Origin of the sequence: Nitratireductor basaltis, from assembly GCF_000733725.1 — a bacterium.
Classification (GTDB): Bacteria; Pseudomonadota; Alphaproteobacteria; order Rhizobiales; family Rhizobiaceae; genus Chelativorans; species Chelativorans basaltis.
Map to the genome: position 1 here is coordinate 233,332 of NZ_JMQM01000001.1, position 20,182 is coordinate 253,513.

Annotated in this window: 15 protein-coding genes and 2 riboswitches; of the genes, 13 read left to right on the plus strand and 2 right to left on the minus strand. The window is 59.9% G+C overall.

Annotated elements, in window-relative coordinates:
* Nucleotides 1–13: 13 nt before the first annotated feature.
* From flhB to EL18_RS01105, 3 genes are all read left to right on the plus strand, one after another.
* On the plus strand, nucleotides 14–1,099 hold the full coding sequence (flhB, locus tag EL18_RS01095; protein WP_036478899.1) for a flagellar biosynthesis protein FlhB: 1,086 nt from the start codon (nucleotides 14–16) through the stop codon (nucleotides 1,097–1,099).
* A gap of 2 nt (nucleotides 1,100–1,101) precedes the next feature.
* A complete protein-coding gene (locus tag EL18_RS01100) occupies nucleotides 1,102–1,533 on the plus strand; it encodes a hypothetical protein (protein WP_036478902.1) in 432 nt (143 codons plus the stop codon).
* Nucleotides 1,534–1,596: 63 nt separating this feature from the next.
* Nucleotides 1,597–2,490 carry a glucosamine kinase nucleotide-binding domain-containing protein gene (locus EL18_RS01105; protein ID WP_036478904.1) on the plus strand — a complete coding sequence of 298 codons (894 nt, stop codon included), beginning with the start codon at nucleotides 1,597–1,599 and terminating at the stop codon, nucleotides 2,488–2,490.
* On the opposite strand, the gene EL18_RS01110 is transcribed toward EL18_RS01105, so the two are convergent.
* On the minus strand, nucleotides 2,487–3,770 hold the full coding sequence (locus tag EL18_RS01110; RefSeq protein ID WP_036478906.1) for an NAD(P)/FAD-dependent oxidoreductase: 1,284 nt from the start codon (nucleotides 3,768–3,770) through the stop codon (nucleotides 2,487–2,489). The genes EL18_RS01105 and EL18_RS01110 overlap by 4 nt on opposite strands.
* A 206-nt stretch (nucleotides 3,771–3,976) precedes the next feature.
* A riboswitch (cobalamin riboswitch) is annotated at nucleotides 3,977–4,192 on the plus strand.
* 111 nt (nucleotides 4,193–4,303) lie between these two features.
* Between EL18_RS01110 and EL18_RS01115 the strand changes: the two genes are divergently transcribed.
* The 3 genes from EL18_RS01115 to metE all read left to right on the plus strand — a co-directional run bounded on the left by EL18_RS01115 (nucleotide 4,304) and on the right by metE (nucleotide 11,192).
* The gene (locus EL18_RS01115) at nucleotides 4,304–7,174 is read left to right on the plus strand and encodes a ribonucleoside-diphosphate reductase subunit alpha (RefSeq protein WP_036478907.1); all 2,871 of its coding nucleotides are present in this window, start codon (nucleotides 4,304–4,306) and stop codon (nucleotides 7,172–7,174) included.
* A gap of 218 nt (nucleotides 7,175–7,392) precedes the next feature.
* Nucleotides 7,393–8,499: a ribonucleotide-diphosphate reductase subunit beta gene (locus EL18_RS01120; protein ID WP_036478908.1), complete on the plus strand. Its 1,107-nt coding sequence runs from the start codon at nucleotides 7,393–7,395 to the stop codon at nucleotides 8,497–8,499.
* 68 nt (nucleotides 8,500–8,567) lie between these two features.
* Nucleotides 8,568–8,777, plus strand: a riboswitch (cobalamin riboswitch).
* A gap of 99 nt (nucleotides 8,778–8,876) precedes the next feature.
* Complete coding sequence (gene metE, locus EL18_RS01125; RefSeq protein ID WP_036478910.1) at nucleotides 8,877–11,192, plus strand: 5-methyltetrahydropteroyltriglutamate--homocysteine S-methyltransferase; 2,316 nt, start codon at nucleotides 8,877–8,879, stop codon at nucleotides 11,190–11,192.
* Nucleotides 11,193–11,224: 32 nt separating this feature from the next.
* Here metE and EL18_RS18010 read toward each other — a convergent pair whose 3' ends face one another.
* A complete protein-coding gene (locus EL18_RS18010; protein ID WP_152552926.1) occupies nucleotides 11,225–11,407 on the minus strand; it encodes a hypothetical protein in 183 nt (60 codons plus the stop codon).
* 137 nt (nucleotides 11,408–11,544) lie between these two features.
* Between EL18_RS18010 and EL18_RS01135 the strand changes: the two genes are divergently transcribed.
* The 7 genes from EL18_RS01135 (at nucleotide 11,545) to EL18_RS01165 (ending at nucleotide 20,122) form a co-directional block, all read left to right on the plus strand.
* Entirely contained in the window at nucleotides 11,545–11,931 is a 387-nt protein-coding gene (locus EL18_RS01135) for a DUF427 domain-containing protein (RefSeq protein ID WP_244444492.1), read from the plus strand.
* 171 nt (nucleotides 11,932–12,102) lie between these two features.
* Nucleotides 12,103–12,834, plus strand: a complete 732-nt coding sequence (locus EL18_RS01140; protein ID WP_341872050.1) for a Crp/Fnr family transcriptional regulator — start codon at nucleotides 12,103–12,105, stop codon at nucleotides 12,832–12,834.
* A 136-nt stretch (nucleotides 12,835–12,970) separates the two neighbouring features.
* The gene (gene metH / locus EL18_RS01145) at nucleotides 12,971–16,780 is read left to right on the plus strand and encodes a methionine synthase (protein ID WP_200875480.1); all 3,810 of its coding nucleotides are present in this window, start codon (nucleotides 12,971–12,973) and stop codon (nucleotides 16,778–16,780) included.
* An 88-nt stretch (nucleotides 16,781–16,868) separates the two neighbouring features.
* Nucleotides 16,869–17,183: an NIPSNAP family protein gene (locus tag EL18_RS01150; protein WP_036478924.1), complete on the plus strand. Its 315-nt coding sequence runs from the start codon at nucleotides 16,869–16,871 to the stop codon at nucleotides 17,181–17,183.
* A gap of 136 nt (nucleotides 17,184–17,319) precedes the next feature.
* Nucleotides 17,320–18,054: a FadR/GntR family transcriptional regulator gene (locus tag EL18_RS01155; protein WP_036478926.1), complete on the plus strand. Its 735-nt coding sequence runs from the start codon at nucleotides 17,320–17,322 to the stop codon at nucleotides 18,052–18,054.
* A 67-nt stretch (nucleotides 18,055–18,121) separates the two neighbouring features.
* Nucleotides 18,122–19,048, plus strand: a complete 927-nt coding sequence (gene kdgD, locus EL18_RS01160) for a 5-dehydro-4-deoxyglucarate dehydratase (protein WP_036478927.1) — start codon at nucleotides 18,122–18,124, stop codon at nucleotides 19,046–19,048.
* Between the two features lie 99 nt (nucleotides 19,049–19,147).
* Nucleotides 19,148–20,122 (plus strand): Bug family tripartite tricarboxylate transporter substrate binding protein, encoded by a 975-nt coding sequence (locus EL18_RS01165; RefSeq protein ID WP_036478928.1) that lies wholly within the window; start codon nucleotides 19,148–19,150, stop codon nucleotides 20,120–20,122.
* Nucleotides 20,123–20,182 lie beyond the last annotated feature (60 nt).

Here is a 20,182-nt window from a genome sequence, read left to right on the forward strand (position 1 = left end):
TGCAGGCGCTTGAATGGCGGACGCACCCGACAAGGAAAGCAAAACAGAAGAAGCCACGGAGAAGAAAATCCGTGACTCCGTCGAGAAGGGACAGCTTCCCTTTTCGAAGGAAGCGCCGATTCTTGCCTCCTTCCTCGCCATTCTGACCTTTGCGATCTTCTTCGCCAACGACACGGCGATGCGGCTGGCCGGCTTCCTGTCCATTTTCCTCGAGCGCGCAGACGACTGGTCGCTGGAGACACAGACGGATGCCATCGCGCTCTACCGGATCGTGTTCTGGGAGATCGCCAGGGCGGTGGCACTCTTGATGCTGATGATGGTTGCCGCAGGCGTGGCCGCATCGGTCTTGCAGAACATGCCGCGTTTCGTGCTTGACCGTATCAAGCCGAAAGCCGAGCGGATTTCGCTGGTCAAGGGCTGGAGCCGCTTGTTCGGCCTGAAAGGCTGGGTCGAATTCGCGAAATCCCTCGGCAAGGTGCTGGTCGCGGGCGGCTTCGTGATCTTCACGCTGCGTCAGGCCGACAGCCAGCTTCTGTCGGGCATGGTCACGCATCCGGTCGCATTTTCGGACACGATCCGCGAGATAGCGGTCGAGATCCTGTTGGCGATCGTTCTGGTGATGGTGGTGATTGCAGGCGCCGACCTTGTCTGGTCCCGCTTCAACTGGCGCCAGGACCTGCGCATGACGAAGCAGGAAGTGAAGGACGAGCACAAGCAGGCCGAGGGCGATCCAATCGTCAAGGCGCGCCAGCGTTCGCTGCAAAGGGATCGGGCGCGCCAGCGCATGATGTCGTCAGTGCCGCAGGCAACGCTCGTCATCGCCAATCCGACCCACTTCGCCATCGCAATGCGCTATCAGCGCGACAAGGATGCAGCACCCGTGGTCGTCGCCAAGGGGCAGGACCTCGTCGCACTCAAGATTCGCGAGATTGCGGAAGCCAACAATATCCCGGTTTTCGAGGAGCCTGTCCTTGCCCGTTCCATGTACAAACAAGTTTCGGTGGATAGCATGATCCCAGCACAGTTCTACAAGGCGGTCGCCGAGCTTGTTCGGCGGGTTTATCAGGTGGGCAATCGCCCAGGTATGGCCGGAGCATAAAGATGAATCCTCAGATCCATTCAAAGGCGCGCGAAAAGATCGTTGCCGGGGCCATGCAGGAAGTGGCGAACGAGCTGCGTCTCATCGAGCTTGCCGATTTCGTGGCCTTCATCAGGCTCGACAGCCTTGCAAGCATCTCCGACATCGTCGAATCGGCTGCAGAGCTTTACTTCATGCCGGGCACATTGCGTCTAGGACATGGCTGTGAAGCCTATGTGACATGGACGGACAATCCGCGCATCGTGCTAGATCTGGAACTGCGACCACGCGGTGCGACGGTCTATTTCAGCCTGTCGCTCAGCGCGCATGATGCAGGAGTCGAAGTCGGCTATGTCTCTTTCGATCAGCCGTCGGATTGTCCTGAAGCGAATACGCGTTTTCTGGCCGAGACGCTCGAGCATTCGCGCATCCGCAAGTCACGCAGTGCGGCCTGACCGGACTGCGCGCCGCGAAGCTGCTTATTGGACAAGTGACGTGCGATGAGGCATGAGCGCGGCATGACTGCAGACGACACGATAGGAACTGGCGACCTGGTGGTTGCCGTAGATGGCGGCGGGACCGGCTGTCGCGTGGCGATTGCCGAGCGCTCCGGCCGCATCCTCTCCACGGCCAATGGCGGCCCTGCGAATGTGTTCAGCGGTTTCGATGCTGCTGTTACGAATATCGTCGAGACAGTGAACGCTGCCTGTGTTGCCGGCGGCATATCGGTGGAGCAGCTTCGGCAAGCCGATGCGGTTCTCGGCCTGGCGGGCGCCAATGTCGGCGATGCGGCGCTGCGTCTTCCCAAGAGGTTGCCCTTTCGCGAAAGCCTGGTCTTGTGGGATGCAGAGACTGCCATCCGCGGTGGTCTGGGCGGCGAGGATGGTGCTGCGGCCATTCTTGGCACAGGATCGGTCTTTGGTGCGGTTCATGGCGGCACGGCGCGGCTGATGGGCGGCTGGGGATTCGTGCTTGGCGATCAGGCGAGCGGTGCATGGCTCGGGCGCCGGCTACTGGAACGCGTACTTCTTGCCCATGACGGACTATTGGAGGCGTCACCCTTGTGCGACGTCATTCTTTCCCGCTTCGGCAACGCTCCCGAGGAAGTCGTGCAATTTGCCACGTCAGCTGGCCCACAGGCTTTTGCCGGCTTTGCACCGCAGGTGCTCGAACATGCCGCGCAGGATGATGCGATAGCGCTTGATCTTGTGCGCGGCGGCGCGCGCTTCGTGACGGCGTCGCTGAAGAAGCTCCTGCCCGAAGGAGCTTCCCGCATCTGTCTCATCGGTGGCCTCGGCGCACAATATGCGCCTTATCTTCCCAATGAAATCACTGTCATGCTGGCCGCGCCGAAAGGCAATGCGCTTGATGGCGCTCTGGCTATTGCGCTGGAGCGATACGGCGCGGCCTAGATGAAGCTGCGCAGCAGATGCAGGGCACTTGCGCCGTGGCGGATACCCGCTTCCTGGATGCCGCGTATTTTCCGAGGCCGTGGCTGTGTGACGGGGAGGGGAAGCCCGGCTGCAGATATGCGATCCGTAGCGAAATCGGCAAGCACCCGTCCGAACACGGTCCCCGGTGCGATGCCGCGGCCATTATAGCCGGAAAAGCCGAAAATGTTCTCGTCAAGCTTGTGGAAGCGCGGCAGGTGGTCGTCGGTCATGCCGATCATGCCATACCAGCTCTTCTGAAAGGCTATGCCCTTCAGTTGCGGAAACAGCTTCTCCATCCGGCGTCGTGCCCATAGCGCGTGCACGCGCGCATCCATGCCCTCCAGCATTCCCACACTGCCGAAGATGAAGCGGCCGGTTTGGTCCTTACGGAAGGAGGTGAGCACCTTTTTCGTATCCCATGCGCCGTGTCCTTCGGGCAGGATCGTGTGGCCAAGTGAAGCGGGCAGGGGCTCGGTGGCGAAGTTGAAATAGGGCAGGAAGACAAGCTCGGAACGCAGCTGCGGCCACAGATTTACCGTATAGGCATTGGTCGCGACGATGATCCTGGAAGCCGTGACGTGACCCTTGGGCGTTTCCACGCACCAGTCCGAACCTGCGCGCACCACCTTTACCGCCGGCGATTGCGTGTGGATCGTCGCGCCGGCTTGAATTGCTGCGCGTGCGAGTTCGCGAGCATAGGCAAGCGGCTGGATCGTGCCAGCGCGCCGGTCGAGCAACGCGCCGTGATAGGAGCCGGTTCCGGTAAGACGCGCGGTCTCGCCAGCGTCCAGCAGTTCGACCGGCGCATTGCGCGCCTGCCACTGGGCAGCACGTGTCTGCAATTGCTTCAGACCTGTTGCGTCGGCTGCCAGGTGGAGCGTTCCCTTTCGCACGGCCTCGCAATTCATGCCGTGGCGGTCGACCAGTTCGTAGACGAGCGACGGTGCGTCAGCGAGCAGGTTCAACAGGCGTTCGCCATGAGGCGCGCCAAGCGTTGCGGGAAGATCGTCGGGCAGAACCCACATGCCCGCATTGACCAGTCCCTTGTTGCGGCCTGAACCGCCATGACCGATCTCCATGGCCTCAAGCACGACCACCGAAACGCCTTGTTGTGCCAGATGAAGTGCTGCCGAAAGACCGGTATACCCGGCCCCGACAATGGCGATATCGGCTGTGCCGGCGCCTTCCAGGGGTAGGGCCTTCGGCGGCTGTGGTGCGGTTGCGGCCCAAAGGCTGTCGGCAGGTAGAAAGGTGGTCATGAAAGCTCCCGATATCGCGCCGAGGAGAGCCGGATTTGACCTGCGCCGTCAAGCGTGGGGATTGTGCCGCGGATGCTCCTTGCATGGAGCCAGCGGGCCATGCTGCATAGCGGGCACAGTCAAGTAGCAAGGCAGTCACTTTTGCGATTGCCTGTGCGTATCAGGGATAAGTTCAACTATCCGTTGACAGGCGATGCTCCCGCGATACTAGATATAGTCATCACGGTGCCTTCGAGTCGCAAATGCGGCTTGCGGGCTAAGAGGGAAGCCGGTGCGCGAGATGTCTCGCAAGACCGGCGCTGCCCCCGCAACTGTAAGCAGTGAGTTCGTGCCGAACATGTCACTGGCGCTTGGCCGCCGGGAAGACAGGCAGGAGCGTTTGAGCTGCAAGCCAGGAAACCTGCCGTGATGAAGATGAAACGTCCACGGGCGGGGTGTCCCGGAGGTGCGCTTGAGCTGCTGCGCCAGTGCGCGTGTGCAGTTCGGCATGCTTCTTTTCCCCGTCTTCGCTCTCACGGGGGAAATGAACCGAAATGCCCAGTGCTGCCGCCACCCAGACCTCGCCGCAAAATGGCGTTCACCACGAGCCGGAATTCAAGTTCGAGCAGGAAGCGGCTCGGAGTGAGCCGGGTTTCCGCGTCATTCGCCGCAATGGCGGTGTAACGCCCTTCGACCCTTCCAAGATCACGGTTGCGCTGACCAAGGCCTTTCTTGCGGTGGAAGGCTCCACGGCTGCCGGATCGCGCCGCGTGCATGACGTGGTGGAAGAGCTGACCGAGCAGGTCGTGGGCGCACTCACGCGTCGCGGCGAAACGGGGCGTCTCTTCCATATCGAGGAAATCCAGGATCAGGTCGAACTGGCACTGATGCGCAGCGAGCACCACAAGGTGGCGCGCGCTTATGTGCTTTACCGCGAGGAGCGTGCACGCGAGCGGCATGCGGATGAAGCCGTGACAGTCGAAGCTGCAGCTCCTGCTGGCCTGACCATGACGCTTTCAGATGGAAGCACGGTGCCGCTTGACGAAAAGCGGCTGGCCGTTGTCATCGAAGAGGCCTGCGCTGGGCTTGCGGATGTTTCGGCAGAGACGATCCTGAAAGAGACGCGGCGCAATCTTTATGACGGCATCCGCCAGGACGAGCTGGCATTGGCACCCATTCTCGCCGCGCGCACGCTTGTCGAACAGGAGCCGAACTATTCGCAGGTCTCTGCGCGCCTGCTTCTCGACAAGCTGCGCCGCGAAGTGCTGAGTTTCATCGAAAAGCGCCCGACCGAGGCCACGCAGGCCGAGATGTTCGAGCGCTACCCAGCCTATTTCAAGGGCTTCATCGAGGCAGGCATCGAGGCGGAGATGCTGGACCCGGAGCTTGCACGCTTCGATCTCGACCGCATCGCAGCTGCACTGAAGCCAGAGCGTGACCTGCAATTCCAGTATCTGGGGCTGCAGACGCTTTATGATCGCTACTTCCTGCACAAGGACGGTGCGCGCTATGAGCTGCCGCAGGCCTTCTTCATGCGTGTCGCGATGGGGCTGGCCATTCGCGAGATCGATCGCGAGGCGCGGGCCATCGAGTTCTACAATCTGATCTCGTCCTTCGACTTCATGTGCTCGACCCCAACGCTCTTCAATTCCGGCACGCGGCGTCCGCAGCTTTCCTCCTGCTTCCTGACGACGGTTGCCGATGATCTCGACGGCATCTTCAAGGCGGTGAAGGACAATGCGCTTCTGGCGAAATATTCGGGCGGGCTTGGCAATGACTGGACGCCGGTGCGCGGGCTTGGTGCACATATCAAGGGCACGAATGGCGAAAGCCAGGGCGTTGTGCCGTTCCTGAAAGTTGCCAATGACACGGCGATTGCGGTCAATCAGGGCGGCAAGCGCAAGGGTGCGGTCTGCGCCTATCTGGAAACCTGGCATATCGACATCGAGGAGTTTCTCGATCTGCGCAAGAACACCGGCGATGACCGGCGGCGCACCCATGACATGAACACGGCCAACTGGGTGCCGGACCTGTTCATGGAGCGGGTGGAAGCCGATGGCGAATGGACGTTGTTCTCGCCCGATGAGACGCCTGATCTGCACGACCTGTACGGCGTGGATTTCGCCAAGGCTTATGCGGCTTACGAGGAGAAAGCGAAGCGCGGGGAACTGCGTGTCTACAAGACGCTGCGCGCGGTCGATCTGTGGCGGCGGATGCTGACCATGCTCTTCGAGACAGGCCATCCGTGGATCACGTTCAAGGACCCGTGCAATCTGCGCTCGCCGCAGGGCCATGTCGGCGTGGTTCACTCGTCCAATCTGTGCACGGAAATCACGCTCAACACGTCCAGGGATGAAGTGGCTGTCTGCAATCTGGGCTCGGTCAATCTTGCCGCCCATATCGGTGAGAAGGGGCTCGATTTCGAGAAGCTCGAACGCACCGTGAAGACGGCGATGCGGATGCTCGACAATGTGGTCGACATCAATTTCTATACCATTCCCGAAGCGCGGGCTTCCAATCTGCGTCACCGTCCGGTCGGTCTTGGCCTGATGGGCTTTCAGGATGCCTTGCAGAAGCTGCGCATTGCCTATTCGTCCGATGAGGCGGTGGAATTCGCCGACCGCTCCATGGAAGCGATCTCCTATCATGCGATTTCGGCTTCAACCGATCTTGCTGAAGAGCGCGGCGCCTATGCCAGCTTCAATGGTTCCCTCTGGTCGAAGGGTGTGCTGCCCATCGACAGCATCAACCGCGTCAGCCATGCCCGTGGCTTTAACGAGATGGACGAGACGATCACGCTCGACTGGGAGACATTGCGCAAGCGGGTGAAGAAGGCCGGCATGCGCAACTCCAACTGCATGGCCATCGCGCCGACAGCGACGATCTCCAATATTTGCGGCGTCAGCCAGTCGATCGAGCCCGCCTATCAGAACCTCTTCGTCAAATCGAACATGTCGGGCGACTTCACCGTCGTGAATGCAGCACTCGTGCGTGACCTGAAGGCGCGCGGGCTGTGGGACGAGGTGATGGTGTCGGACCTGAAATATTATGACGGTTCTGTCGGCCAAATCGACCGCATACCCGACGATCTCAAGGCCCTTTACGCGACCGCCTTCGAGATGGATGCAAGCTGGCTGATCGAAGCGGCCTCGCGACGTCAGAAATGGCTCGATCAGGCACAGTCGCTCAATCTCTACCTCGCCAATCCGTCCGGCAAGAAGCTCGATGCGCTGTACCGGCTGGCATGGCGCAAGGGCTTGAAGACCACCTACTATCTGCGCGCCAGTGCCGCGACTTCCGTGGAGAAGTCGACGCTCAAAGGTACGGACGGGAAGCTGAATGCCGTGTCGGTGGAACCGACGGTCTACGCCTCTGCGCCGAAGGCCTGTGCGATTGATGATCCTGAATGTGAGGCTTGTCAGTAAGTAGAAGTTGAGGTCTGCGCCTGGCGCACCCCCATCTGGCTTGCCAGCCATCTCCCCCTCAAGGGGGGAGATCAGTCGTGGCAATCGCAGCACCTGATCGTTGGCGATCTAATGCGTGATGGCCAATCTCCCCCCTTGAGGGGGAGATGCCCGGCAGGGCAGAGGGGGGTGGGGCGCGCCCGCTTTCAATAAGAATATCTCGACCCCGGAGAACCCGAATGCTGAACTGGAACGAAGAAACACCCACATCCGCATCCCAAACAGCCGAGGCCGATGCCACCGGTCTTGGCGCGATCGAACGTGGTGGCGCACGCGTTTCTGTTGATGACAAGCGCATGATCAATGCGCGTGCGGATGTGAACCAGCTTTTGCCACTGAAATACAAATGGGCGTGGGAGAAATATCTCTCCGGCTGCAACAATCACTGGATGCCGACGGAAGTGTCGATGCAGGCCGATATCGCGCTTTGGAAGTCACGCGAAGGGCTGACCGAGGACGAGCGGCGCATGCTCAAGCGCAATCTGGGCTTCTTTGCGGCTTCGGAGTCGCTGGTGGCCAACAATATCGTGCTTGCCATCTACCGGCACCTGACGAACCCCGAATGCCGGCAATATCTGCTGCGCCAGGCCTTCGAGGAGGCGGTCCACACGCATACCTTCCAGTATATCGTGGAAAGCCTCGGCCTGGATGAGGGCGAGCTCTTCAACATGTATCGTGAAGTGCCGTCCATCACTGACAAGGCGGCCTGGGCGCTGGAATATACCAAGCATCTGGACGATCCGGATTTCCAGACCGGCACGCGGGAAGCCGATCAGGCTTTCCTGCGCGATCTGGTCGCCTTCTATGTGATCTTCGAGGGCATGTGGTTCTATACCGGCTTCGCGCAGATCCTCTCTCTTGGGCGGCGCAACAAGATGGTGGGGATTGCCGAGCAGTATCAGTACATCCTCCGCGATGAGAGCATTCATCTGAATTTCGGCATCGACGTCATCAACCAGATCAAGCACGAAAACCCGCATCTGTGGACCGATGTCTTCAAGAACGAAGTGCGCAGCATGATCCGCGAGGCGGCGGAGCTGGAAGCGGCATACGGCCGCGATACGATGCCGCGCGGCTTCCTTGGGCTCAATGCCGAGCTTTGCGAGCAATATATGCACTTCATCGCCAATCGCCGCTGCGCGCAGTTGGGGCTTGAGGCGGTTTTCGAGGCCACCGAAAACCCGTTCCCGTGGATGTCGGAAGCGATGGATCTGAAGAAGGAGAAGAACTTCTTCGAAACCCGCGTGATCGAATACCAGAATGGTGGTGCACTGAGCTGGGATTGAGATGTCGGCCTATCACTTAAAGATATAAACATTTCCTTATATCCCATTGACACTGGCGCGGCTTCGGGCGAAGCTGCGCCTGTCGTGGTTCCGGCGCATGGATGGTCCATGTTTCGGCCAAGAGGGAATGCGGTGCGCCGGTGACGGCTAATCCGCGGCTGCCCCCGCAACTGTAGGCGGAGAGCGCCTGTCCATCATGCCACTGCGCGAAAGCGCGGGAAGGCGGGCAGGGGCGATGACCCGCAAGCCAGGAGACCTGCCACGGCGCATCACAACCACGGGCGGGGTGTCCCGGTGAGGGTTTGCGTTGCGGCCATCCGTTGCCGTGCGCTTTTGCCTTTCCGCCATAACCCCGTCCTGACAGACCGGGGTTTGAAATGTCTGGAAATATCAAGATTGCAGCACTCGGCCTGCCGCGTATCGGCGCCAGGCGGGAACTGAAATTCGCGCTGGAGGGCTTCTGGTCGGGAAAACTGACCGAGGCCGAACTTCTCGCAAAGGCGGCAGAATTGCGCGCAGAAAACTGGAGGCGCCTGCAGAGACTAGGTGTGGATGTCATCCCGTCCAATGATTTTTCGCTCTATGACCACGTGCTGGACATGGCGGTGACCGTGGGCGCGGTGCCTGAGCGCTTCGAGCAAGTGAAGGCGGGCGGTGTACTGGCGACTTATTTCGCCATGGCGCGTGGCAGTACGGGCACTGAGCGTGACGCCTGCGAACATTCTCACGGTGACGGCGTCGCAGCGCTTGAGATGACCAAATGGTTCGACACGAATTACCACTACATGGTGCCGGAACTGCACGCCGGACAGGCGTTTGCTCTGGCTGGGGAAAAGCCGGTTGCCGAATATCTGGAAGCCAGGGCGTTGGGCATCGAAACGCGGCCCGTACTGCTTGGACCGGTATCCTTCCTGAAGCTCAGCAAATGTGTTGACGGGAGCGATCCACTGGCGCTGTTGCCGCGATTGTTGCCTCTCTATGTCGAACTTCTCGCGCGTTTGCGTGAGGCGGGAGCCGAATGGGTGCAGATCGACGAGCCTTGCCTGGTACTCGACCTTCAGGAACGTGAGCGCGAGGCCTACGCGTTTGCATTCGGTGCGCTGGCCACGAAAGATGCGCCGAAGATCATGCTTGCCACCTATTTCGGTGGGCTTGGAGAAAATCTCGCCGTCGTTTCCACCCTTCCGGTACACGGCCTGCATGTTGACCTCGTGCGTGCTCCCGACCAGCTTGATGCAGTTCTGGATGCGATACGTCCGGAGAGCGTGCTTTCCCTTGGCGTGATTGACGGGCGCAATGTGTGGCGGGCGGATCTTGCGCGCCTTATCGAGCGGCTGGAGCCGGTGGTAAGAGGGCGTCAGGGTGTAGTGCAGATCGCACCTTCCTGCTCGCTTATTCATGTGCCGATTGATCTGGAGCTTGAGACCGAGCTCGATGTGGATTTGAAGACCTGGCTGGCTTTTGCTCTACAGAAGATCGAGGAGCTAGGCGTTCTGAAGGCAGCCCTTTCTGGCGAGGCGGCGCGTGTAGGCGAACGGATTGAGGCGGCCACCCACGCGCTTGAGGCGCGACGCAGATCGGCGAAAGTGCATAGTCAGGCCGTTGCGGCTCGTCTTGCGCAGGTCAGGGCGGGATTGACCAGGCGCAGCCTTGATTTCCAGTCGCGTCGAAAGTTGCAGAATGCGGCGCTTGGCCTGCCATCGTTCCCCACAACCACCATCGGCTCCTTCCCGCAGACGCCAGAGGTGAGGAAAGCGCGGGCCGCGCATCGTCGGGGCGAGATTCAGACCGCGGATTATCTCAGCTATCTGCGTCGGGAAACCGAAGCGGCCATTCGCTGGCAGGAAGAGGTGGGGCTGGATGTGCTCGTGCATGGCGAGTTCGAGCGCAACGACATGGTGCAGTATTTCGGAGAGCAGCTGTCGGGCTATGCCTTCACAAGCCATGGTTGGGTGCAAAGCTACGGGTCACGCTATGTGCGTCCGCCAGTGATCTTCGGCGACGTCTCGCGACCGGAGCCCATGACCGTGGACTGGGCGAAATTTGCACAATCGCTGACGGACAAACCGGTGAAGGGCATGCTGACTGGGCCGGTCACCATGCTGCAATGGTCGTTCCCACGCGATGACGTGCCACGGGAGACGACCTGCCGACAGATCGCGCTGGCGCTGCGGGACGAGGTGCAGGACCTGGAAGCCGCCGGGATCAGCATCATCCAGGTGGATGAGCCGGCGCTGCGCGAGGGGCTGCCCTTGAAGCAGGGAGAATGGCACGACTATCTCGAATGGGCAGTCGACTGCTTCCGTCTCGCGACCTGCGGCGTGGCCGCTGAAACGCAGATCCACACCCATATGTGCTATGCCGAGTTCAACGATATCATCGAAGCCATCGAGGCGCTGGATGCGGATGTGATTTCGATCGAGACCTCCCGCTCACGCATGGAGCTTCTGGATGCCTTCTCCAGCCATGCCTATGGGAAGGATATCGGGCCGGGCGTCTTCGACATTCATTCCCCGCGCGTTCCGCCGGCAGAGGAGATGTCGGAACTTTTGCAGAAGGCCAAAGATGGTCTGAAACCCTGGCAGATCTGGGTCAATCCCGATTGTGGCCTGAAGACGCGGGCCTGGGAGGAAGTCAGGCCCGCACTTGCCAATATGGTAGAGGCGGCGCGTCGGTTGCGCTCCAGCGTTTGATCCGGTGGGCGGGTGCATAACGCACCCGCTCGTCAATGCCGTGGTGGCATTGTCGGGTCGTCCTGGTAGACACGCTCGGTGCCTTCGTGCTGGCGAATTTTCTCGCTGGCTTTCAGCCTGCGGCGGCGCATTACCGCGTAGATCACCGCGATGCCAAGAATGATCGGACCGCCTGCTACCGTCAGCAGCCACAGGAAATTGCTCGAATGTATCACGCCTTGCTCCTGTCGTGATTGATGCGGTGTAGGACCGCCTTGCTTGAGGGAACAATGCGAGCGTAGTCGCGTGGTTCCCTCTGGAACCCAAAGCGCGTGGGTGTCGTTCTTCTGGCAAGTGACAGCGAGGAATGACGATGAGCGCTACATCCGAACGCATTTCCATCCGCCCCTATGACGGCACGGTCAATATCTTCTTTTCCGATGCGGTGGTCGCATCGACGGAGAAGGCACTGGTTTTGGAGGAGCAGGGGCACAAGCCCGTCTACTATGTGCCGTTCGAGCACATCTATTTCGATTTTTTCCGCAAGAGCCCGACCACCACAACCTGCCCGTTCAAGGGTCAGGCCTCATACTGGAGCGTGGAGGCTGTCGGCGAAGCTGCCGACGATGTGCTGTGGTCCTATGAGACTCCGCATGAGGATGTGAGGCAGATTGCAGGCTATGGTGCGTTCGATCCAAACAAGGTCGACATCGAAGCCGCCCCCAAGGACAGCCCGCGGCACGTGCCTGAAGGGGACTGACTGCAAGAGACCACTGATCAGGCCGGATCGAGCCGTCGAGCGCAAGTTCGGCGGCTTTTCTTTTACTTGCGCATCGCTGTATGAGCTTCTTGGACAAAGCAGGTCATCGCGAATAGGCTGGTGATCCTGCAAGAAGACAGTCGACAAACCTAAAGCGGGTGGGCGGGTACGGTGAACAAGGATGAGCGGTCCTTTCTGATCAACATGCTGGAGCGGCATGACAACCTGAGTGACGAGGAGCGGCAAGCCATTATCGCATTGCCGGCCCGCATGCGCAGCTTCGCTTCCGGCGAAGAGCTTGTCGCCGAGGATTCGCGTCCTGAGGAGGCCTGTCTTATCGTTGAAGGTTTCGCCGCCCGCGCGCAATATCTGGCCAATGGCAAGCGCCAGATTTCGGCGGTGCATATCCCCGGAGATTTCGTCGATCTGCACAGCATGTTGCTGAAGACCATGGACCACGCGGTGATTGCCGTCGGGCCCTGCCGCGCGGCATTCGTGCCGCATGGCAATCTTCGTCGCCTGACGGAAACGCACCCGCATCTGACCCGTCTTCTGTGGCACACGACACTGGTGGATGCAGCTATTCAACGGGCCTGGATCGTCTCACTTGGGCGTATGAGTGCCGAGCAGCAAATGGGTCATCTGCTCTGCGAGCTTTACACGCGGTTACGGGCAGTGGGGGTCATCGAGGGCGACAGTTTCGACTTCCCACCGACGCAAGCCATGATCGGTGACATGCTGGGCATGTCGACCGTCTATGTGAACAAGACACTCGCGAATTTGCGCTCCACCGGATATGTCGAATGGCAGGACCGGCGTGTCCGTATCGTCGATTACGAGCGGTTGGCGGAGATGGCAGAGTTCGACCCGCGTTATCTCAATCTGTGGCGCGAGCCCCGATAGCTCGAACTCTGCCTGTCTGTTGCCTATCTACCGGATTATAGTGGTGCCAGCACGGAACAATGCTCGCGCCGGACAAGGCTGTGCGGCCCGTATATTGACATAAAGATGTCTTTATGTGATTGCTCCGGCGAAATCCATGAGAGGAAATTGCGTGTCTGAGAATCCGTCCGCCCTTGATGAACTGTTTGGCCCTGTTGGCGCGAAATCCGACGGGTCGGATGTGTTCGCCGCGCTGGAAAAGGCCGCGCGCGAGCGCATTCTCGTCATGGATGGCGCGATGGGTACGCAGATCCAGAGCCTCAAGCTGGACGAGGAACAGTTCCGCGGCGAGCGTTTCCTGGGCTGCGAGTGCCACCAGAAGGGCAATAACGACATTCTCATCCTCACGCAGCCCAAGGCGATCGAGGATATCCATTACGACTATGCGATTGCCGGCGCGGATATTCTGGAGACGAACACTTTCTCCTCCACCTCTATTGCCCAGGCCGATTATGGCATGGAGGAGGTGGTCTATGACCTGAACCGTGATGGCGCGCGGCTTGCCAAGCGCGCGGCACGCCGGGCGGAACAGAAGGATGGCAGACGGCGCTTTGTTGCCGGTGCGCTGGGGCCGACAAACCGTACCGCCTCCATTTCACCAGACGTCAACAATCCTGGCTTTCGCGCTGTCACCTTCGACGAGCTGCGTATTGCCTATGGCGAGCAGTTGCGCGGGCTGATTGATGGCGGCTCCGACATCATCCTGATCGAGACGATCTTTGACACGCTGAATGCCAAGGCAGCCATCTTCGCCTGCGAGGAGATCTTTGCGGAGAAGGGCGTGCGGCTGCCGATCATGATTTCCGGCACCATTACCGATCTTTCCGGCCGCATGCTTTCCGGCCAGACGCCAACGGCGTTCTGGCATTCGATCCGTCACGCGAAGCCTTTTACGGTCGGCTTGAACTGTGCGCTGGGTGCGGAAGCGATGCGTCCGCACATGGCGGAGCTTTCAGGTGCTGCCGATACCTTCACCTGCGCCTATCCCAATGCGGGTCTGCCCAACGCTTTTGGCGAATATGACGAGAGCCCGGAATTCATGGCCGCGCAGGTGGCGGGCTTTGCCGATGAAGGACTGGTCAATGTGGTGGGCGGCTGCTGTGGCTCAACGCCGGAACATATCCGCGCGATCGCAGAGGCCGTTGCTGGCAAGAAGCCGCGCCAGGTGCCGAAGAAGAAGCCGCAATTGCGCCTTTCAGGTCTCGAGCCCTTCACGCTTACCGACGACATTCCGTTTGTGAATGTGGGCGAGCGGACGAATGTCACGGGCTCGGCCAAATTCCGCAAGCTGATCACCAATGGCGACTATGCGACAGCACTTGAGGTCGCGCTGAGCCAGGTGGAAAACGGCGCCCAGATCATCGACATCAACATGGATGAGGGTCTCATCGACTCGAAGAAGGCGATGGTGGAATTTCTCAACCTCATTGCCGCCGAGCCGGATATTGCTCGCGTGCCGATCATGGTCGACTCCTCCAAATGGGAGGTGATCGAAGCCGGCCTGAAATGCATTCAGGGCAAGGCGATCGTAAATTCGATCTCGCTCAAGGAAGGCGAAGAGCAGTTTCTGGAGCATGCTCGGCTTTGCCGTGCCTATGGCGCTGCCGTTGTCGTCATGGCCTTCGACGAGGAAGGGCAGGCCGATACGAAGGCGCGCAAGCTCGAGATCTGTACCCGCGCCTACAAGATCCTCACTGAAAAGGCCGGGCTTCTGCCCGAAGACATCATTTTCGACCCGAACATCTTCGCCGTGGCAACGGGCATCGAGGAGCACGACAATTACGGGGTCGACTTCATCGAGGCGACGCGCGAGATCACCGAGACGCTGCCGCATGTGCATGTGTCGGGCGGTGTGTCGAATCTTTCGTTCTCCTTCCGCGGCAACGAGCCGGTGCGCGAGGCGATGCATGCCGTATTCCTCTACCATGCCATCAAGGCGGGCATGGATATGGGCATCGTCAATGCCGGGCAGCTTGCGGTCTATGACCAGATCGATCCGGAATTGCGCGAGGCCTGCGAGGATGTCGTTCTCAATCGCCAGCCCAAGGATGGCGGCACTGCAACCGAGCGCATGCTGGAGATTGCCGAGCGCTATCGCGGTTCCGGTGGTTCCAAGGGGCGCGAGAAGGACCTCACCTGGCGCGAATGGCCGGTTGAGAAACGCCTTGAACATGCGCTGGTGAACGGCATCACCGAATATATCGACGAGGATACGGAAGAAGCACGGCTACAGGCCGAGCGTCCGCTGCATGTGATCGAAGGTCCGCTCATGGCGGGCATGAATGTAGTTGGTGATCTGTTCGGCGCGGGCAAGATGTTCCTGCCGCAGGTGGTGAAATCCGCCCGCGTGATGAAGCAGGCAGTCGCGATCCTTCTGCCTTACATGGAAGAGGAAAAGCTGGCCAATGGCGGCGGCGAACGCGAGGCGGCCGGCAAGGTGCTGATGGCGACGGTAAAGGGCGATGTTCACGACATCGGCAAGAACATCGTCGGCGTCGTGCTGGCCTGCAACAATTACGAGATCATCGACCTTGGCGTCATGGTTCCTGCGGAGAAGATCCTGCAGACGGCAAAGGACGAGAAGGTCGATGTAATCGGTCTCTCGGGTCTCATCACGCCTTCCCTCGACGAGATGGTGCATGTCGCGGCGGAGATGGAGCGTCAGGGCTTCGACATTCCGCTTCTGATTGGCGGTGCGACCACCAGCCGTGTGCATACGGCGGTGAAGATACACCCGCAATATGAGCGCGGGCAGGTGGTGCATGTGAATGATGCCAGCCGTGCTGTCGGTGTGGTTTCCAATCTGCTGTCTGACGATATTCGCGATGGCTATATCGAGAAGATCCGGGCCGAATATGCCAAGGTCGCAGATGCGCATTATCGCTCTGAGGCCGACAAGCAGCGTCTGCCGCTCGCAAAAGCGCGAGCCAATGCCCTGAAGCTTGATTGGTCGGCCTATCAGCCCAAGCGCCCGAGCTTTGTCGGCACCAGGACCTTCGAGGACTGGGACCTTGAGGAACTCGCGCGCTATATCGACTGGACGCCTTTCTTCCAGACCTGGGAGATGAAGGGGCGTTATCCGAAGATACTGGAAGACGAGAAGCAGGGCGAGGCCGCACGTCAGCTCTTTGCCGATGCGCAGGCCATGCTCAAGCAGATCATTGAGGAAAAGTGGTTCCGTCCGCGCGCGGTGATCGGGTTCTGGCCAGCCAATGCGGTCGGTGACGATATTCGCCTCTTTGCCGATGACAACCGTACCGAGGAGCTTGCGACATTTTACACGCTTCGCCAGCAGCTCAGCCGCCGCGACGGCAGGCCGAACTTGGCCATGTCGGATTTCGTGGCCCCGCAGGACAGCGGGCGCGAGGACTATGTCGGCGGCTTTGTCGTGACGGCGGGCATCGAGGAAGTGGCGATCGCCGAGCGTTTCGAGCGTGCGAATGACGACTACAATTCCATTCTCGTGAAGGCGCTTGCGGATCGTTTCGCCGAGGCCTTCGCCGAGCGCATGCATGAAATGGTGCGACGCGAATTCTGGGGCTATGCAAGCGATGAGGCACTCTCCAATGACGACCTGATCGCGGAGAAATATGCTGGCATCCGTCCCGCGCCCGGCTATCCGGCGCAGCCCGATCATACTGAAAAGGAAACGCTTTTCCGTCTGCTCGACGCGGAAAACCAAGCCGGCGTGAAGCTGACGGAAAGCTATGCCATGTGGCCCGGCTCCTCCGTTTCCGGCCTCTATATTGGCCATCCTGAAAGCTACTATTTCGGTGTCGCCAAGGTCGAGCGCGACCAGGTGGAAGACTATGCCCGGCGCAAGAACATGCCGCTTGAGGAGGTCGAGCGCTGGCTGGCGCCGATCCTCAATTACATACCGGCCAAGCTTGCAGCGGCTGCCGAATAGGGGCTATTGAGCCAGGCTTGAAAGGTGCGGGTCTCGCATCCAGTCGAGCCCCGCGCCTTTTTCATGCGCGAAAACGAGGGGGAAAGTCATGCTCTACGATCACCGCACTTATGTTTGCCGTCCGGGCACGATCAAGAAACATCTGGCGCTTTATGAGCAGCATGGCTGGCCGGTGCAGCGCAAGCATCTGGGTGAGCCGCTTCTTTATGCTGCGACCGAGACCGGTGACGTGAACTCCTATGTCCATATCTGGGTCTACGAGAGTGCAGGTGACCGCGAATCCAAGCGCGCGAAATTGCAGGCTGATCCGGCATGGCAGAACTATCTGAAGCTTTCTGCCGAGGCCGGCTACCTCATAAGCCAGAACAACAAGCTTCTGAAGCCGACGCCTTTCTTCGGCTGAGTGTCATCTGAACTCATCATATTTCTTTTCGCTTCTTCTTGCTCTAGTGTGCTGACGCGATGCTTCGCGATCAGACGTTGCATGGCCGGGCGCAGCTGTGCACTGGCTGCAATTTGGTGGATGAGGCGGAATATGAATGGCTGTTGGTAGCGGAGCCAAGATGAAAGTCAGTCTGTCGGCAAAAGTTGCTGCTGCTCTGCGTGACGAGATCGAGCAGGGCGTCTTTCCCGTGGGGGCGAAATTGCCCACGGAGCCATCCCTGATCGAGCGCTTTGCGGTGAGTCGCACGGTCGTGCGCGAAGCAATTGCCGCTCTTCGTGCGGATGGTCTGGTCGAATCGCGTCACGGCTCCGGTGTCTTTGTCCTGCAACCCCCGGCGCCTGTCGGGGGATTGCACCTTTTCGACGAGATGCATCGCAAGATTTCCGATATTATTGAAGAGCTTGAGTTGCGCGCGTCCGTCGAGATCGAGGCTGCGGGTCTGGCCGCGGAACGCTGTTCGCCAGCGCAGGAAGCCGACATCCAGGCCCAACTCGATGCTTTCCAGGCGGCATTGGAGCAAGGTAGGTCGACGGCTCAGCATGACTTCGAGTTTCATATGGCTGTAGCCCGTGCGACCAACAATTCCCGCTTTGAGGCTTTCCTCTCTCACCTGGGGAAGCGAACCATTCCCCGAAGCAAGCTCGCGGACGAGCAGGCTATGCGGGCGCTGCGCGAGAACCGAGATGTCCAGCTTCACCAGGAGCATGTTGCGGTTGCGGACGCGATCTATGCGCGCGATCCGCTCCGGGCGCGCGAAGCGATGCGGGTGCATCTTGGTGGTTCGCTCAAGCGTTATCGGGTGCTCGGTCGGTCGGCATCTGAAAAATAGTATGACGCAGCTTGACGAGTGGTCATAAGTCATCATATGACTTTGCCCAACAAGAAGGGCAGCATTGATGACACCTGAAAACATCCAATCACGCATTGCCAGCGGGCTACTTTCGTTTCCGGTCACGCATTTCAATGCGGACAACACGCTCAATCTCGACAGCTATTCCAGGCATATCGATTGGCTGTGCAAGCACGATGCCGCCGCACTTTTTGCCGCTGGTGGCACGGGCGAGTTTTTCTCCATGACGCCCGCCGAGGTGGTCGAGACAGTACGGGCGGCGAAATCCGCGGCCAGCGACATGCCGATCATTTCGGGTTGCGGCTATGGTACCGAAACGGCGAAGGAGATTGCACGCGGCGCGGAGCAGGCGGGTGCGGACGGGCTGCTGCTGCTTCCACATTATCTGATCCACGCGCCGCAAGAGGGGCTGTATCAGCACATCAAGGCAGTGTGTGATGTCACCGGTCTTGGTGTCATCGTCTACAACCGCGACAACTCGGTCGTCTCAGCCGAGACGCTGGAGCGTCTGGCAGAAGCCTGCCCGAACCTCATCGGCTTCAAGGATGGCACGGGCCGCATCGATCTCGTGCGGGAGATCACGGCACGCCTTGGCGACAGGCTCTGCTACGTCGGCGGAATGCCAACACATGAGCTCTTCGCCGAGCCCTATTACGGCGCAGGAGTCACCACCTATTCCTCGGCAGTGTTCAACTTCATTCCCGAGACAGCGCTCGCATTCTATTCGGCCCTTCAGGCGGGCGACAAGGCCACGGTCCAGCGCATTCTGGAAGACTTCTTCTTCCCCTTTGCGCGTCTTCGTGATCGCCAGCCGGGCTACGCGGTTTCCGCGATCAAGGCCGGCGTCGAACTAGCCGGTTTCCAGCCCGGACATGTGCGCGCGCCACTTACTGATCTGACGAATGAGGAGCGCGGCATCCTGCAGGCGCTGGTTCAGAAGGTTGAGAAAGGTCGCAGGGCTTCTGCTGCCTAAGGAAAATTTGCCGGTCCGCGCATGGCTGGTGGGAGGAGCGGTTTCGACCGCAGGAATGGCCGCACGGGCCTTGGAAAAATGCGCTCAAGGGAGGACTAGATGATCAAGACAATCAAATTGCTCGCCACGGTGGCTGTTGCCGCACTCGTTTCAGCACCGGCCATGGCCGATTATCCGGAAAAGGATATTCGCGTGGTCGTGCCCTGGGGTGCAGGTGGCGGCACGGACGGCATCGTTCGCAAGCTGACCACCATTGCCGAGAAGAATATCGGCGCCTCCATGTATGTGGAGAACATTGAAGGCGGCATCAGCGCCACAGGCGTTTCGCAGGTGATGAAGGCGCGGCCTGACGGTTACACGATCGGTGCGCTGACCTATGACAGCGTCGTCACCGTGCCGTGGCAGGGCCTTCTGCCGACCTACAAGATGGACAAGCTGAAGCTGATCGGCCGCGTGACCAGCGAGCCGGATGCGATCATCGTCGCGTCAGACACGCCGTACCAGTCGATTGACGAGCTTGTTGCGGCCGCCAAGGAAAAGCCGGGCGAGATCAAGATCGGCATCCAGAATATCGGCTCGCGTCTGCATCTGGCGGTCCTGCAGCTGCAGGAAGAAACCGGCACCGAGTTCAAGATCATCGCCTATCCGGGCGGTGCTGCTCCGCAGAAAGAGGCGATCCTTTCCGACGAGGTGGATGTGGTTGCCACGAGCCTCGGTGACTTCGCCTCGCTGATCGAGAATGGCGATGTGCGCGGCCTGGTCGAGTTCTCCGACACGCCCAATCCGACCTTTTCGGACGTGCAGACGGCGAAAGATGCCGGTCTCGATCTTCGCATGGGAAGCTTCATCGTCTTTGCAGCACCTGCAGACACCCCGGATGAGACCATCACCAAGCTCGAAGCCGCCTACAAGCAGGCGCTTGAAAGCGACGAGTTCCAGGAATGGGTGGCCAATGTGGGTGTGACGCCGAACTGGCTCGGCACCAGCGAAGTCACTGGCTGGGCTGACGAAACCAGCGCCAAGCTGTTTGAACAGATGGATGCTCTGGTGGAACAGGGCGTCATCTCGAAATAGAACTGCACTATGGGCGCCGCTGGCTTGGCCAACGGCGCCCGGATTCCATTCAGCGGGAGG